Here is a 14,765-nt window from a genome sequence, read left to right on the forward strand (position 1 = left end):
CGTGGCCGGGCGGAAGCTCGCGGCCTATGTCTGCCGGGGTTGCGGGATCGGGGAGCGCCTGGCGACGGCGCGGCTCGCGGACATCGCCGTGCGCGAAGGCCGGGCGACGGTCTGCCGGGAGCACGACGTCCTCTGCTCGGCCGACGGCGTGGCCATGATCCGGGAGGACCTCGACGCCGAGGGCGTGAGCCGGGTGGTCATCGCCGCCTGCTCGCGTCGGGCTAAGACCGAGGCCTTCGCCTTCGAGGGCGTCGCCCTCACCCGCGTGAGCCTGCGCGAGGGCGTCGTCTGGGTGCGCCCGGACACGGAGGAGGCGCGCGAGAGCACCCAGGAGATGGCCGAGGACTCCGTCCGCATGGGCTGTGCCGCGGCACGGGCCGTCGCCCCGCCCGTGCCCCGCCGCGAGGAGGGCCTGAGCCGCCGGATCCTGGTGGTCGGCGGGGGCGTGGCCGGCATGACCGCCGCCCTCGAGGCCGCGAGGGCGGGCTACCCCGTGACCCTGGTGGAGCAGGGTCCCGAGCTCGGCGGCGCGCTCGCCGGGCTCTGGAAGCGGGCCCCGGCCCGCTCCCCGTTCCGCCACCCGGTCGACACCGGGGTCGACGCCCTGGCGGACGCCGTCTCCACGCACCCGGGCGTCCGAGTCCACCGCGCCGCCAGCGTGGCGCGGGTCTCCGGCGCCCCCGGGCGATTCACCGTGGTGGTTGCCGAGGGGACCGGCGGGCGCGTCACCACGCAGGTCGGGGCCATCGTGCTCGCGAGCGGATTCCGGCCCTACGACGCCCGCCGGCTGCCCGAGCTCGGCTACGGTGAGAGCCCGGACGTGGTGACCCAGCTCCAGCTGGAGACGCTCGCGAAGAAGGCCGGTGGCGCTCCCATCCGGCGCCCCTCGGACGACGCCGAGGTGCGGCGCGTGATCTTCGTGCAGTGCGCGGGCCAGAGGAGCGGGAAGGAGGGCCGTCTGCCCTACTGCTCCGGGCACTGCTGCGTCACCAGCATCAAGCAGGCGATGTACTTCAAGGACCGGGACCCCGGCGTCGAGACCCTGGTGCTCCACGACGACCTGCGCACCCCCGGTGTCGGCGGAGAGGACTTCTACCGGAGCGGCCAGGAGAAGGGGGTCACCTTCGTCCGCGCCCGGGTCGACGGGGTCGTGCCCCGCCCGCTGGGCGCGCTCGTGAGCTTCCACGACCAGGTCCTGAACGAGGACGTCTCGGTCGAGGCGGACCTGGTGGTGCTGGCGACCGGCATGGTCCCGGTCTCCGGTGCGGACTCACCGGTCCTGAATCTCGATTACCTCCAGGGTCCCGAACTGCCCCACCAGCCCGGCGGCTTCCCCGACTCGCCCTTCCCCTTCTTCCCCTGCGAGACCCGCCGCACCGGCATCTACGCCGCGGGTGCGGTGCGCCGGCCCATGGACTCGAGCGAGGCCGCGGAGGACGGGGCAGGTGCCGCCCTGAAGGCCATCCAGGCGGTGGAGAACGCGGCGCAGGGGCGTTCCGGGCCGCCGCGCGCGGGCGACCCGTCCTTCCCCGTCGTGCGCCTGGAGGGCTGCACCCGCTGCGGGCGCTGCGCCCAGGAGTGCCCGTTCGGCGCCATCGACGAGGACGCCCAGGGCTACCCCGTCATCCACGAGGGCCGCTGCCGGCGCTGCGGGATCTGCCTCGGGGCCTGCCCCGAGCGCGTCATCTCCTTCGCGGACTGCTCGGTCGAGAGCGTGGGAGGCGCGATCCGGAGCGTCGCGATGCCCGGGGAGCCCGAGGGCAAGCCGCGCATCCTGGTGCTCGCCTGCGAGAACGGCGCCCTTCCGGCGCTCGACCTCGCGGCCGCGGGCCGCATCGAGCAGAGCGCCTTCGCGCGGGTGGTGCCGGTGCGCTGCCTCGGCGCGGTTCACCCCGCCTGGGTGAGCGGGGCGCTCGAGGCCGGCTACGACGGCGTCGTGCTGATGGGCTGTCCCTCGGGCTCGGACCCCCAGTGTCCCTTCGGCCGGGGCCCGGAGCTCGCCGCGCAGCGCATGGGTGCCGTGAACGAGACGCTGGACCGCCTCGGGTTGGAACGGGAGCGGGTCGTCATCGCCGGGGTTTCGGCCACGGACGCCGGGCAGGCGGCCCGGCGCATCGACGAGATGGCGGCCACGGTCACGCGGATCGGGCTGTCGCCCTTCAAGTTCTGAGGACGGGGCGCCATGGGTGAGGCGGGTAAGGTCATGATCGAGGCGGTCGAGGACCGGGGGGAGGACTATTCGGGCGACTTCCTCGCGGAGGTCGAGGCCCGCGTCGAGGAAGGCGAGTGGGTGACGATGTGCACGCAGTGCGGGGTGTGCTCGGGCTCCTGCCCGCTCGGCCCCGACTGGGAGCACCCGCCCCACAGGATCTTCCAGTTGATCCGCGCCAACCGGCGCGACGAGGTCCTGGGCTCCCCCTCGGTGTGGATGTGCACCTCCTGCCACGCCTGTGTCGTGCGCTGTCCCCGCGGGGTGCCGGTCGCCCACGTGATGCACGGCCTCGCCCACTACGCGGTGCGCCGCGGGCTCGCTCCCGCGGACCCGCCGACCCGCCGGCTCGCCGAGCGCTTCTGGGAGAACGTGGTCCGGACCGGGCGCGTCAACGAGCCGAGGCTCGCCCTCTCGCTCCTCTTCGCAAACGGCCTCGCCGAGGGTGTGCGGCGGACGCTGCGGTCGAGGGACGCGGGTCTCGGCCTCCTGAAGGCGGGGCGCATGAGCCGGCTCGCGGCCGTCGCCGGTGACGGCGTGAAGGACCCCGCGGAGTTGCGCGCGATCCTCGAGAAGGCCCGCGCCATCGAGCTCGCGAAGGCCGCGGCGCTCGAGGACTGAGGAGGCGACAGGCATGGCGAAGCGCCAGTACTCCTTCTTACCCGGCTGCTCCTCCCGCCCGGGTGCCTCCGCCTCGCACTACCTCACCTCCGTGGAGACGGTGTGCGGGGAGCTCGACATCGAGCTCCAGACCATTCCCGACTGGAACTGCTGCGGGGCCTCCCTCGGCCACGTGGGCGGCGGCGAGCTGCCGCGCATCGCGCTCTCGGCGCGCAACCTGGCCCTCTCCGAGCAGGCCCACCCGGGCCAGGATCTGGTCACCGCCTGCCCGGGCTGCTGGCTCGCGACCCGGGAGGCGAGCGAGCGCCTGCGCCAGGACGAGGACCTGATGCGCGACACGCAGGAGGCGTTAGCCGCCGGGGGGTTGCGGGTCCGGGCCGAGCAGAGGGTCCGGCGCCTGGTGGACGTCCTGGTGGAGGACGTGGGCTACGAGGAGATCGGCCGGCACGTGCGCCGGCCGCTCCAGGGGCTCAAGGTGGCGGGCTACGTGGGCTGCCAGAGCAGCCGGCCGGTGGGCGTCGCCGGTGATTCCACCGAGAACCCCACGCATCTGGACCGGCTGGTGGAGGCCCTGGGGGGCGAGCCCGTCCCCTCGTACGAGAAGAAGGTGCAGTGCTGCGGCGGGGCGCTCGCCCTCTCCGAGCCCGCCCGCAGCGAAGGGCTCCTCCGGGGGATCCTCGAGGCGGCCCGCGACCACGAGGTGGACCTCGTCGTCACCCCCTGCCCCCTCTGCCAGCTCCACCTCGAGGTCTACCAGCAGCGCCTCGCCCGGAGCGGGGGCACGCGGCCCGCGATGCCGGTCGTCTGCGCGACGAGCCTGATGGCGGTCGCCTTCGGGCGCTCGGCCCGGGAGGCGGGGCTGGACGGGCAGCTCATCCCCGCCCCGGCGCTGGAGGCGTTGCCCCCGGGTCTTGCCTGAACGTTGTGAATCTGCAACAATCTCGATGTCGATGTTGTTCTTGCACACGGGGTGTTGCATTTCTTTCTCGGGTGTGCCAGACTTCCCACAGCTACTCGCACAGAGGGCTTGCGCCTCCGGCCAGACAATCGGGGGATTGGTCGACTAGGGGTTCACTGTTTCAACACGACATCGGGAGAATTCACATGCAGAAGAAGCTTCTCACCATCGCAGTTGCAGCGGCCCTCGCGGCGCCGGTTGCGGTCATGGCCGACGTGACGGTGTACGGCCAGGCCCATTACAGCTATGACTGGGTTGACGGCTACACCTCGGGCGTTAGCGGCAAGAAGGTGACCGAGGACGCGACGGGCGTGTCCCGCAACAGCCGCATCGGCTTCAAGGGCGCCGAGGACCTGGGTGGCGGTCTGAAGGGTGTGTGGCAGGTCGAGGCCGAGGTCAACGGCAACGAGAACGGCGTCGACTGGCGCAACACGTTCGTCGGTCTGTCGGGCGGCTGGGGCACGATCCTTGTCGGTCGGCACGACACCCCGTACAAGCTGGCCACCGGCAAGCTGGATCCGTTTGGTGACCGCATCGGTGACTATAACGTCGTCATCGGAAACTTCGGCGGGATCGTCACTTCTGACGAGCGCGCCCCGCAGACGATTGCGTACGTGAGCCCGAACTTCTCCGGCTTCAGCGGCGCCATCGCCTATGTCAGCCACTACTTCACGGACCAGGCTGCGACCGGTTCCGCCGGCGCCATTGATGGCGACGAGCGTGACCAGGCCGTCAGCGCGATGGTCATGTACGACAACGCCGGTTTCTTCGCCAGCGCTGCCTACGAGTACGGCGAGGGCAACCGGATTGCTGGGGCCCTGGCTCCCGGGCTTCTGCCCGCTGACCCGGCTGGCTACGACGAGCCTAACCTGACGTCCATGAAGTTCGGTCTGGGCTACACCTTTGCCGGCTTCACCCTGGGCGGCATCTACGAGAATATCGATGCCGATGGGGGCAAGGGTTCGAAGAGCATTGACCGTGATGCGTACTACGTGGCGGCGTCTTACGCCTTCGGCAACAGTGCCATCAAGGGCTTCTGGGGCATGGCGGACGACATTGAGAAAGTTAAGGATAGCGGTGCCTACATGTACGGCGTCGGGTACGACTACAACCTGAGCAAGCGGACCACGCTGTATGCGATGTACGCTGGCATCAACAACGAGCGTAACGGTGATTACGGTCTGTGGGGCGGCCAGGGCCTGAACAGCGCCTACAAGGCCGACGGCCACAACGTCAACGGCTACTCCCTGGGCGTGATCCACAAGTTCTAATCGCTTCCCAGGCGTGACGTGACTCGGACGGGGCCTTCGGGCCCCGTCTTTTTTGTGCGCTCGACGACTCGCCGGACCCGGGAACTGTCAAGAAACTCCCGCGCGCGGATCGAAAATCTGAAGCGGCCGGGGGGCGGAGGGGCGTGGTAGCGTTCCCCCGCTGACTTCGGAGGCCCGAAGGGGCTCCGGGGCAGAGCCGGCTCGAACCCAGGGAAGGAGGAAAGTCACATGGAACGGATGCGCAGCATCGCCCTCGCCGTGGCTCTCGCGGCGCCGTTTGCCCCGCAGGCGGGGCAGACCGTGGACATCAACAACGCGGACGCCGAGACGCTGGCGAAGGTCATCGACGGCATCGGCGTCGCCAAGGCCCAGGCCATTGTGGACTACCGGAAGGCGAACGGCCCCTTCCAGTCGGTGGAAGGGCTGGCCGCCGTCAAGGGGATCGGCGAGCGTACCGTGGAGCGCAACCGTGACCGGCTGACCGTCGGCGCGGCGTCTGCCGCGGCCCCGGCCCCGGCCAATCCGGCGGCCACCGCTCCGGTCGGCGCCCAGGCCGCGCCCACGCCCGCCCCGGCACGGGCCGCCGCCCGCTGAAGACCCGCTTGCCTCCGCGTGGGGCAGCGGGCACCGGCCAGGGACGGCCGGCACTTCGGTCGGCGGGTTGGCTACGGAACGGGTGACCCGCCGGCCACCTTTCCCTTTCACCCCAGGGCGTTGAACGCGCCGGGGCTTGCCGCAGCTTTTCGTCTCGACATCACGTGCTGGGCCCTCGACTGGGACGACGTCCGGCGCGGGCTACTCGCTCAGCATTGAGGAGAGTGCCGCGAGGACGCTGGCCCGCGTGCCGGTCCCGACCGGTATGGCCTCCGTGACGCGCGTGCATGCTAAACTTTATTCAGTAGAGTTCAACTTGCTTGAAGGGTTGCTATGGCACGCACCAGCCGGAACCTGGGCTTTACTGTCCCGCCGCGCATGGCGGATGAGTTTGAACGGGTTGCCGAGGAGGAGGGAAGCACGAAGAGCGAGCTCTTTCGCCGGATGTTTCGCCTGTACCAGACCTACCGTGCGCCGCTTGTGAATCGAACGCAGGCGCCAGATGCGTGGGTAGAACGTCTGATCCTGGAGGCCCAGGAAGCGGAGCGCCGCGGCCCCCTGAACGCGAAGGAATACAGCGCCGAGATGGAACGCTCACAGATCTATGGCGCGCAACGGGCGAAGGCCCTTGGCATCAACTCGGAGAAGGAACTCGAGAACATGCTCTATGGGAAAAGATCGCCCCGGTAGCCTGCGCGTCGTCCTCGACACCAACGTTCTCATCTCGTCGCTTCACTTCCCAAACGGTGCGCTTTCCCGCATCTGGGTGCTGCTCGGTGGCCAGGTGCGGCTCATCCTTTCGCCTGCAATTCTTTCTGAGTTGGCTGAGAAGCTCCGGGGCAAGTTCGGGTGGGACGAAGCCGAGCTCCAGCGGACGTTGCGGACGCTCGTACGGAGAGCCGTCATTGTGCGGCCCACGACCATTCCCGACGTCCTTCCTGACGACCCTGACGACAACCACATCATCGCGTGTGCAGTGTCGGGACGCGCCGACGTTATCGTAAGCGGCGACCGCGACCTGCTACGTCTCAAAGCGTACGAGGGAATCCCCATCGTTCGGCCGATGGACTTCGTGCGCATGGTGGGAGGCACGCGTTAGGTTGGGGGACTGGGCGGCCTCAGCCGTCAAGAGGCTCCAGCTGTCACCGGCCCTGGAGATACGCCTCCGCCTCGGCCAGCCGGTCCGGGGTGCCCACATCGAACCAGGCGCCTTCGTAGAGCTCCCCGCTGACCTGGCCCCGCGCGGCCGCCGCCCGCAGCAGCGGGCCGAGCGCGAAGGCGCCGGGGGTCTGGCCCGCGAAGAGGGCGGGCTGGTAGACGCCGATGCCGCTGAAGGTGAGCCGCTCCCCGGGGCCGTCGCCCACGCGGTCCCCGTCCAGGGGAAAGTCACCCTTCGGGTTGTGGGGCGGGTTCGGCACGAGCACCAGGTGGGCGAGGGCGGCCGGCGCATGGGCCAGGTCCGCGAAGGGGAGGTCCGTCCAGACGTCGCCGTTCACCACCAGGAAGGGGCCGGGGCCGAGCAGGGGCAGCGCCCGGTGGATGCCTCCGCCGGTCCCGAGGGCGGTGGGCGCCTCGGGCGAATAGCGGATCCGCAGCCCCCAGCGGGACCCGTCCCCCAGGGCCTTTTCGATCTCGGCCCCCAGGTGCGCGTGGTTGACCACGATCTCCCGGAAGCCGGCGGCGGCGAGGTGCTCCAGGTGGTGCACAACGAGTGGCTTTCCCGCCACAGGGATCAGCGGTTTGGGCACCGTGTCGGTGAGCGGCCGCATGCGCTCCCCGCGCCCGGCGGCGAGGATCATGGCCCTCACGAAGAGAAGTCCGATGAACCGCAAAGGCACAGAGGCGCAGAGGATATTTTATCGATCAATCTCTGTGTCTCTGCGTCTCCGTGGTTAACACGAAGCTTCATGCCCCCACCTGGTCCAGCACGCCCAGCAGCCCCCCCAGCTCCCCCTGCCTTCCCGCCACCTCCCGCACGTACCCGAGGGTGCGCGGGATGTCGGGGAGGTAGTGGGGCTTGCCGTCCCGGTGGTGCAGGCGAGCGAAGATCCCGGCCGCCTTCAGGTGGCGCTGGGCCCCGGCGAGGTCGAGCCAGCGCAGGAACACCTCGGGGTCGGTCCGGGGGATGGCGCCGGCGGCCTCGAGACGGCGCCCGTAGCCGAGCGCGGTCTCCCGTACGAATTCCGCCGGCCAGGCGACGTAGCAGTCCCGCAACAGGCTCACCAGGTCGTAGGTCACCGGCCCCACCAGGGCCCCCTGGAAGTCCAGGACGCCCGGGTTGCCCTCCGCGAGAAGCATCAGGTTCCGGGAGTGATAGTCCCGGTGCACGAAGGTGCGCGGCTGCTCGAGCGCCCCGGCCACCAGCACGTCCTCCGCGGCGGCGAGGCCCCTCTCCTGGTCCGGCGTCAGGGTGACGCCCAGGTGCCGGCCGAGATACCACTCGCGGAAGATGCCGAGCTCGAGGCGCAGCAGGCGTTCGTCGTAGGCGGGCAGACCCCGGGTCGGGACCGCGGTCTGCATGCGCAGCAGGGTGTCCAGGGCATCCCCGTAGAGCCTCTCCGCCGAGGCCCCCCCGGCGAGCGCGGCGAGGTAGTGGGTGCTGCCCAGGTCGGTCAGCAGCAGCAGGCCCCGCGCGAGGTCCGTGGCCAGCACCCGGGGGACGGTGACGCCGGCCGCGGCCAAGCGGGCGGCGAGCTCGACGAAGGGGCGCGAGTCCTCGCGCTCGGGCGGGGCGTCCATCAGGATGAGCGACTCTGCGTCCCGCGTGATGCGGAAGTAGCGCCGGAAGCTGGCGTCGCTCGAGGCGGGGGCGAGGGTGAAATCCCCGAACCCCAGCTCCTCGGAGAGCCAGCGGCGGGCGAGGTCGAGACGGGCGTCGGTGGGGGTGTTCACGGGGCTTGTCTCACGGGCGGCCGGCAGTATAGCGGGGCGCCCCGTCGCCGTCAGATTCCGGGCTAGAATGTCCGCCACCCCCGCGAGACGGCTGCCGAACGCACGCGCCATGTCCCCCACCGCCCCCGACCCGGAAGCCCTGATCCGTCTCGGCGTTGCCGTCCTGGAGACGGAGGCGGCGGCCATCCGCGACCTCGTGCCCCGCGTCGGCGGGGACTTCGCCCGGGCCTGCGAATACCTGCTGGCCTGCCGCGGCCGCATCGTCGTCCTCGGCATGGGCAAGTCGGGCCACGTGGGCGGCAAGATCGCCGCGACCCTCGCCAGCACCGGCAGCCCCGCCTTCTTCGTCCACCCGGGCGAGGCGAGCCACGGCGACCTGGGGATGATCACCGCCGCGGACGTGGTCCTGGCGCTCTCGACCTCCGGCGAGACGGACGAGATCCTGGCCATCCTGCCGATCATCCGCCGCCTCGGCGTCCCGCTCGTCGCGCTGACCGGCAACCCCGGCTCGCGGCTCGCCCGCGAGGCGAGCGTGCACCTGGACGTGAGCGTGGCCCGCGAGGCGTGCCCCCTGGGGCTCGCCCCGACCGCGAGCACGACGGCGGCGCTCGCCATGGGGGACGCGCTCGCGGTGGCGCTGCTGCAGGCGCGGGGCTTCAGCGCGGAGGACTTCGCGCGCTCGCACCCCGCCGGGCGCCTCGGGCGCCGGCTGCTGCTGCACATCGCCGACGTCATGCGCACGGGCGCCGCGCTGCCCCGGGTCGGCCCCGATGCGACCCTGAGCGAGGCGCTGGTGGAGATGACCAGCAAGGGGCTCGGCATGACCGCCATCGTGGACGCCGGGGACCGGGTGCTCGGCCTCTTCACCGACGGCGACCTGCGCCGGGCGCTCGACCGCCGGGTGGACCCCCACGAGGCCCGCATCGCCGAGCTGATGACCCGCAATCCGAAGACCGTCCCGCCGGGGCTCCTCGCCGTCGAGGCCCTGAACCGCATGCAGCAGCACAAGATCAACGGCTTCCTGGTGACCGCCGAGGACGGCCGGTTGCTGGGGGCGCTGAACACGCACGACCTGCTGCGGGCGGGCGTGCTGTGAGGGACGCGCTGTGACGGAGGTGCCGGAGCGGTGAGGGGGCAGGCGTGAAGGATGTCCTGGAGCGGGCCGCACGCGTGCGGCTGGTGGTCTTCGACGTCGACGGCGTGCTGACCGACGGCAGCCTCTTCTTCGGCGACGACGGCGAGGAGTACAAGGCCTTCCACGCGCGGGACGGGCAGGGCATGGCCATGCTGCGCGAGGCCGGGGTGGAGATCGGGGTCATCAGCGGCAGGACCTCGCGGGCGGTCACTCACCGCATGTCCTCGCTCCACGTCTCCCACGTGTACCAGGGCCAGCAGGACAAGCTGGCCGCCTTCGAGGAGCTGCTCGGCAAGCTCGGCCTCACCGCGGACCAGGCGGCCTTCGTGGGCGACGACGTCATCGACCTCCCCATCCTGCTGCGCGCCGGGCTCGCCATCGCGGTGGCGGACGCCCACCCCCTGGTGGCGCGCCACGCCCACTGGCAGACCCCCAGCGCCGGGGGGCGCGGCGCCGGCCGGGACGTCTGCGAGCTCATCCTGGAGGCGCGGGGCCAGCTCGAGGCGCTGTCGCAGCGCTACCTGCGGTGAGCCGTTGGTGGATCGCGGCCCTCCTCGCGAGCGCGCTCCTCGGCAGCGCGCTCGACGTGTAGATGCGCGACGTGACGGTGCTGCCCTCCCGCGAAGAGGCCCGCACGGAGGCCCCCGCGCGCATCGTCGGGCCCTGGGGCGAGGCCGAGGGCGTCGGCATGAATCTCCGGCTCGCCGCGAGCCGGTTGGAACTTCTCTCCCGGGTGAGGACCCGCTATGACCCACAAAGGCACTGAGCTGTTCCTGATCCTGCTCGCGACCCTTCCCGGGGCCGCCCTCGCGCTCTCCACCGACCGGGACCAGCCGGTGCACATCGAGGCCGACCGGGGCGAGCTGGACGACGTGAAGGGGGTGACCATCTACGAGGGCCGGGTGGTGGTGACCCAGGGCAGCATCAAGATCACGGGCGACCGCGTGGTCCTGTACTACGACGACCAACGGGACATCTCGCGGGCCGAGGCCGTCGGCAAGCCGGCGACCTACCAGCAGCTCTCGGACGGCGAGACCGAGCCGCTCAAGGCGCGGGCGCTGCGCATGGACTATCAGGTCAAGGAGGGGGTCATCGACCTCTACGACGACGCGAGCGTCCTCCAGTCGGGCAACAGCCTCTTCGGGAACCGGATCACCTACGACACGGTGAACGAGCGGGTGAAGGCCTCGCGCTCCGGTTCCGGGGAGGACCGCGTGCGCGTCATCCTCACCCCCAAGGCGAAGGACGGTGGGAAGGACGGAAAGAAGGATGGCGCCCCGGAGCCGGCGAAAGGCCAGCCCGCAAACGCCGGGCCCGGGAAGGGCGCCGCGCGATGAGCGTCCTGGCGGCGCGCCATCTGTCCAAGCGCTACCGCTCCCGGTATGTGGTGAACGACGTCAGCCTCAGCGTCACCAGCGGCGAGGTGGTCGGCCTGCTCGGCCCGAACGGCGCCGGCAAGACCACTTCGTTCTACATGATCGTGGGGCTGGTCCGCCCCGACGGCGGCACCATCGAGGTCAACCGGCGGGACATCACCTGGGAGCCGATGCACGTGCGCGCCCGGCTCGGCGTCGGCTACCTGCCCCAGGAGCCGTCGGTGTTCCGCAAGCTCACCGTGGAGCAGAACATCCTCGCCATCCTGGAGACGCGCCCGGACATGGACCGTGCCGAGCGTGAGCGCCGCGCGGAGTCGTTGATGAACGAGCTCCACGTGGGGCACCTGCGCGACCAGATGGGGCTCAGCCTCTCGGGCGGTGAGCGCCGGCGCGTGGAGATCGCCCGGGCGCTCGCCGCGGACCCGCGCTTCATCCTCCTGGACGAGCCCTTCGCCGGCGTCGACCCGCTCTCGGTGGTGGACATCCAGCGCATCATCGCCCACCTGAAGGAGCGCGGGATCGGCGTCCTCATCACCGACCACAACGTCCGCGAGACCCTCGGGATCTGCGACCGCGCCTACATCGTGACCGAGGGCCACACCATCGCCGAGGGCGACCCCGAGTCGATCCTGCAGGACCGGCGGGTGCGCGAGGTCTATCTCGGCGAGGATTTCAAGCTGTGACCGGTGGTTCATGTGGTCTCGTTTATGCAAGGCAAAGATTGGGCTAGACTTGCCGCTAAAGGGGGTACCTAACCACCCGACGCCGCAGTGGCCATGAAGCAGTCCCTCCAGCTCCGTCTCGGTCAGCACCTGACCATGACCCCCCAGCTGCAGCAGGCGATCCGCCTCCTGCAGCTCTCCACCCTCGAGCTGCAGACGGAGGTCGAGCAGGTACTCGAGTCGAACCTGATGCTGGAGCGGGCCGAGGAGGAGGGCGAATCCGGGGCCGACGCGGGGGCGAGCCCGGCCGAGGCCTCCGCGGGCGCCGCCGAGGCGGCTGGTCCTGCCGAGCGGGGGGAGGCGTCCGCCGAGGAACCGGACGACGACGGCCTCGCCCAGGAGCCGGACCTCACCATGGAGGGCGGGGACATCCCCGAGGAGCTGCCGGTCGACAGCGCCTGGGAGGACGTCTACGACGGCACGGCGGGCCACACGGGGTCCGCCGACGGCGAGGCGGTCGAATTCGACCAGCTGCGCGGGCGCGAAGTCACCCTGCGCGACCACCTCCAGTGGCAGCTGCTCCTCACCCCACTCTCCGAGACCGACCGGGCCGTCGCCACCGCCATCATCGACGCCATCGACGAGGACGGCTACCTGCGGGCGAGCCTGGAGGAGATCCGCGACAGCATGGGCGGCGAGCCGCCCGTGGGGCTCGCCGAGGTGGAGGCGGTGCTCCACCGCGTGCAGGCCTTCGATCCGCCGGGGATCGGCGCGCGGGACCTGCGCGAGTGCCTGCTGATCCAGCTGCGCCAGCTCGACCCCAGGACCTGCTGGCGGGCCGAGGCGATCGACCTCGTGAGCGACCACCTAGGGCTCCTGGCGAGCCGGGACTTCGCCCAGCTCTCCCGGCGCATGCGCCTGGACCGCGCCGCGCTCCAGGAGGTGCTGCGCCTGGTGCAGGGACTGAGCCCCCGCCCGGGCGGCGAGCTGCCCGCGAGCGAGCCGGAGTTCATCGTCCCCGACGTGTTCGTGCGCAAGCACAAAGGCACCTGGCTCGTGGAGCTCAACGCCGACGCCCTGCCGCGCTTGCGCATCAATCCCTACTATGCGAGCCTCGTGCGCAGGGCCGACACGAGCGCGGACAACACCACGTTGAAGGCCCACCTGCAGGAGGCCCGCTGGTTCATGAAGAGCCTGCAGAGCCGGAGCGAGACCCTGCTCCGGGTGGCCTCGACCATCGTCGAGCGCCAGCGTGGATTCCTCGAGCACGGGGACGAGGCGATGAGGCCCATGGTCCTCCACGACGTCGCCGAGGTCCTGGGCATGCACGAGTCGACCATCTCCCGCGTGACGACGCGCAAGTACATGCACACGCCGCGGGGGACCTTCGAGCTAAAGTACTTCTTCTCCAGCCACCTGCCGACCGACAGCGGCGGTGGGTGCTCGTCCACGGCCATCCGGGCCCTGATCCGGCGGCTCGTGGCGGCGGAGAATCCTCAGAAGCCTCTGAGCGACAACCGGATCGCCTCGCTGCTCTCGAAGGAGGGTATCCAGGTGGCCCGCAGGACCGTCGCCAAATACCGGGAGGGGATGGCCATCCCTCCCTCGAGTGAACGCAAGCGGCTGGCCTAGAAGGGCCAGAAAGGAGTGCGTCTATGCAGATCACGGTGAGTGGACACCACGTGGAGGTGACTTCGTCGCTGCGCGAGTACGTCGAGAGCAAGCTGCAGCGCCTGGAGCGGCACTTCGATCACCTCACGACCGTCCACGTCGTCCTGAGCGTCGAGAAGCTCCTCCAGAAGGCCGAGGCCACGCTGCACCTGGCGGGGGCGAACCTCTTCGCCGACGCGATCGAGGAGGACATGTACGCGGCCATCGACGCGCTCGCCGACAAGCTCGACCGGCAGGTCAAGCGCCACAAGGAGCGCAAGACCGAGCATCGCGCCACCCCCGGCGCGAAGGCCCCGGAAGCCTGAGTCTCGGACGCCGGCGGGCCGTTCGGCCCGCCGGCCTCTCTCCATGTCCCATCGGGTCTCGGATATCCTCACCGCGGACCGGACGGCCTGCGAGGTCGAGGTCGCGAGCAAGAAGCGCGCGCTCGAGAAGGTCTCCGAGCTGATCGCGTCCGCCGACCCCGAGCTCAGCGCAGGCGCGGTGTTCGATTGCCTCCTCGCCCGGGAGCGCCTGGGCAGCACGGGGCTCGGCCACGGCGTCGGCCTTCCCCACGGGCGGCTCAAGCAGCTCACCCAGCCGATCGGCGCCTTCGTGCGGCTCGTCTCCGGCGTGGACTACGACGCCGTCGACCGGGAGCCGGTGGACCTGCTCTTCGGGCTGCTCCTGCCCGATGGCGCGCCGGAGACCAATCTCGAGCTGCTCGCCTCGCTGGCGGAGCTCTTCGACGACTCCGGGCTGAGGGAGCGGCTGCGGGCGACCGACCGCTGCCAGGCCCTCTTCGAGCTCATCACGCGCGCGAAGGACGGGGACTAGGCGTGTCGGCCCCCGTCGTCACGGTCCCCGGCGTGCTGGTCGAGGTCCTGGGCGAGGGGGTCCTGCTCACCGGGGCCTCCGGGGTCGGCAAGAGCGAGCTGGCCCTCGAGCTCGTCAGCCGGGGGGCTCGGCTCATCGTCGACGACGCCCCGGAGTTCCGGCGGTTGGAGGACTCGTCCCTCGAGGGCTCCTGTCCCGAGGAGGGGCTCGGGGACTTCCTGGCCCACCGCGAGCTGGGGATCCTGAACGTGCGGGAGCTGCTGGGAGCGGGGGCTGTCCGCTCCCGGGGCCGGCTGGAGCTGATCGTGGAGCTGCGCCGCCCACCGGCGAGCGGCATCGTCGACGAGGGTCCCTGCCTCGGACTCTGTTACGAGACCCGGGAGGTGCTCGGCGTCCCGGTCCCGGCGGTGCGGCTGTGGTCGCGCGCCGGGCGCAATCTCGCGGTCCTCGTGGAGATGCTGGTGCGCAGTCACCGGCTGCGCAGGGCCGGCTACGACGCCTATGCCGATTTCACGCGGCGCCAGGAGGCGCTGATGGCCGGGCGCGCAGGGGAGGGCTGA

18 protein-coding genes are annotated in these 14,765 nt (G+C 71.0%); 16 read left to right on the plus strand and 2 right to left on the minus strand.

Annotated features, from left to right (window positions below):
• Window position 1: 1 nt before the first annotated feature.
• The 7 genes from KA217_10300 (at window position 2) to KA217_10330 (ending at window position 6,752) form a co-directional block, all read left to right on the plus strand.
• Complete coding sequence (locus KA217_10300; GenBank protein MBP7712832.1) at window positions 2-2,170, plus strand: FAD-dependent oxidoreductase; 2,169 nt, start codon at window positions 2-4, stop codon at window positions 2,168-2,170.
• Between the two features lie 33 nt (window positions 2,171-2,203).
• Window positions 2,204-2,830, plus strand: coding sequence for a 4Fe-4S dicluster domain-containing protein (locus KA217_10305; GenBank protein MBP7712833.1), 627 nt, complete (start codon window positions 2,204-2,206; stop codon window positions 2,828-2,830).
• A 13-nt stretch (window positions 2,831-2,843) separates the two neighbouring features.
• Complete coding sequence (locus KA217_10310) at window positions 2,844-3,749, plus strand: CoB--CoM heterodisulfide reductase iron-sulfur subunit B family protein (protein MBP7712834.1); 906 nt, start codon at window positions 2,844-2,846, stop codon at window positions 3,747-3,749.
• Window positions 3,750-3,934: 185 nt separating this feature from the next.
• Window positions 3,935-5,059 (plus strand): porin, encoded by a 1,125-nt coding sequence (locus KA217_10315; protein MBP7712835.1) that lies wholly within the window; start codon window positions 3,935-3,937, stop codon window positions 5,057-5,059.
• Between the two features lie 228 nt (window positions 5,060-5,287).
• Complete coding sequence (locus KA217_10320) at window positions 5,288-5,653, plus strand: ComEA family DNA-binding protein (GenBank protein ID MBP7712836.1); 366 nt, start codon at window positions 5,288-5,290, stop codon at window positions 5,651-5,653.
• A 333-nt stretch (window positions 5,654-5,986) separates the two neighbouring features.
• Complete coding sequence (locus tag KA217_10325) at window positions 5,987-6,343, plus strand: ribbon-helix-helix protein, CopG family (GenBank protein MBP7712837.1); 357 nt, start codon at window positions 5,987-5,989, stop codon at window positions 6,341-6,343.
• Complete coding sequence (locus tag KA217_10330) at window positions 6,321-6,752, plus strand: putative toxin-antitoxin system toxin component, PIN family (protein ID MBP7712838.1); 432 nt, start codon at window positions 6,321-6,323, stop codon at window positions 6,750-6,752. The genes KA217_10325 and KA217_10330 overlap by 23 nt, the downstream gene beginning before the upstream one ends.
• A 43-nt stretch (window positions 6,753-6,795) precedes the next feature.
• Here KA217_10330 and KA217_10335 read toward each other — a convergent pair whose 3' ends face one another.
• Together KA217_10335 and KA217_10340 are read right to left on the minus strand one after the other, a co-directional pair.
• Window positions 6,796-7,461 (minus strand): nucleotidyltransferase family protein, encoded by a 666-nt coding sequence (locus tag KA217_10335; GenBank protein MBP7712839.1) that lies wholly within the window; start codon window positions 7,459-7,461, stop codon window positions 6,796-6,798.
• A gap of 97 nt (window positions 7,462-7,558) precedes the next feature.
• Complete coding sequence (locus tag KA217_10340) at window positions 7,559-8,656, minus strand: phosphotransferase (GenBank protein ID MBP7712840.1); 1,098 nt, start codon at window positions 8,654-8,656, stop codon at window positions 7,559-7,561.
• On the opposite strand from KA217_10340, the gene KA217_10345 reads away from it, so the two are divergent.
• The 9 genes from KA217_10345 (at window position 8,613) to KA217_10385 (ending at window position 14,765) form a co-directional block, all read left to right on the plus strand.
• Window positions 8,613-9,641: a KpsF/GutQ family sugar-phosphate isomerase gene (locus KA217_10345; GenBank protein ID MBP7712841.1), complete on the plus strand. Its 1,029-nt coding sequence runs from the start codon at window positions 8,613-8,615 to the stop codon at window positions 9,639-9,641. The two genes, KA217_10340 and KA217_10345, sit on opposite strands and share 44 nt — an antisense overlap.
• Before the next feature lie 44 nt (window positions 9,642-9,685).
• On the plus strand, window positions 9,686-10,210 hold the full coding sequence (kdsC, locus tag KA217_10350) for a 3-deoxy-manno-octulosonate-8-phosphatase KdsC (protein MBP7712842.1): 525 nt from the start codon (window positions 9,686-9,688) through the stop codon (window positions 10,208-10,210).
• Between the two features lie 62 nt (window positions 10,211-10,272).
• Complete coding sequence (lptC, locus tag KA217_10355) at window positions 10,273-10,446, plus strand: LPS export ABC transporter periplasmic protein LptC (protein MBP7712843.1); 174 nt, start codon at window positions 10,273-10,275, stop codon at window positions 10,444-10,446.
• Window positions 10,427-11,017 carry a lipopolysaccharide transport periplasmic protein LptA gene (gene lptA, locus KA217_10360; GenBank protein MBP7712844.1) on the plus strand — a complete coding sequence of 197 codons (591 nt, stop codon included), beginning with the start codon at window positions 10,427-10,429 and terminating at the stop codon, window positions 11,015-11,017. Before lptC ends, lptA begins: the two co-directional genes overlap by 20 nt.
• Window positions 11,014-11,739: an LPS export ABC transporter ATP-binding protein gene (gene lptB / locus KA217_10365; GenBank protein ID MBP7712845.1), complete on the plus strand. Its 726-nt coding sequence runs from the start codon at window positions 11,014-11,016 to the stop codon at window positions 11,737-11,739. Before lptA ends, lptB begins: the two co-directional genes overlap by 4 nt.
• A gap of 93 nt (window positions 11,740-11,832) precedes the next feature.
• Window positions 11,833-13,350, plus strand: a complete 1,518-nt coding sequence (locus tag KA217_10370) for an RNA polymerase factor sigma-54 (GenBank protein ID MBP7712846.1) — start codon at window positions 11,833-11,835, stop codon at window positions 13,348-13,350.
• Window positions 13,351-13,373: 23 nt separating this feature from the next.
• On the plus strand, window positions 13,374-13,694 hold the full coding sequence (gene raiA / locus KA217_10375) for a ribosome-associated translation inhibitor RaiA (GenBank protein MBP7712847.1): 321 nt from the start codon (window positions 13,374-13,376) through the stop codon (window positions 13,692-13,694).
• Between the two features lie 43 nt (window positions 13,695-13,737).
• Window positions 13,738-14,205 carry a PTS sugar transporter subunit IIA gene (locus KA217_10380; GenBank protein MBP7712848.1) on the plus strand — a complete coding sequence of 156 codons (468 nt, stop codon included), beginning with the start codon at window positions 13,738-13,740 and terminating at the stop codon, window positions 14,203-14,205.
• A 2-nt stretch (window positions 14,206-14,207) separates the two neighbouring features.
• Window positions 14,208-14,765, plus strand: coding sequence for a hypothetical protein (locus KA217_10385; protein MBP7712849.1), 558 nt, complete (start codon window positions 14,208-14,210; stop codon window positions 14,763-14,765).

It is taken from the genome of Gammaproteobacteria bacterium (assembly GCA_017999615.1).
Taxonomy (GTDB): Bacteria; Pseudomonadota; Gammaproteobacteria; order JAABTG01; family JAABTG01; genus JAGNLM01.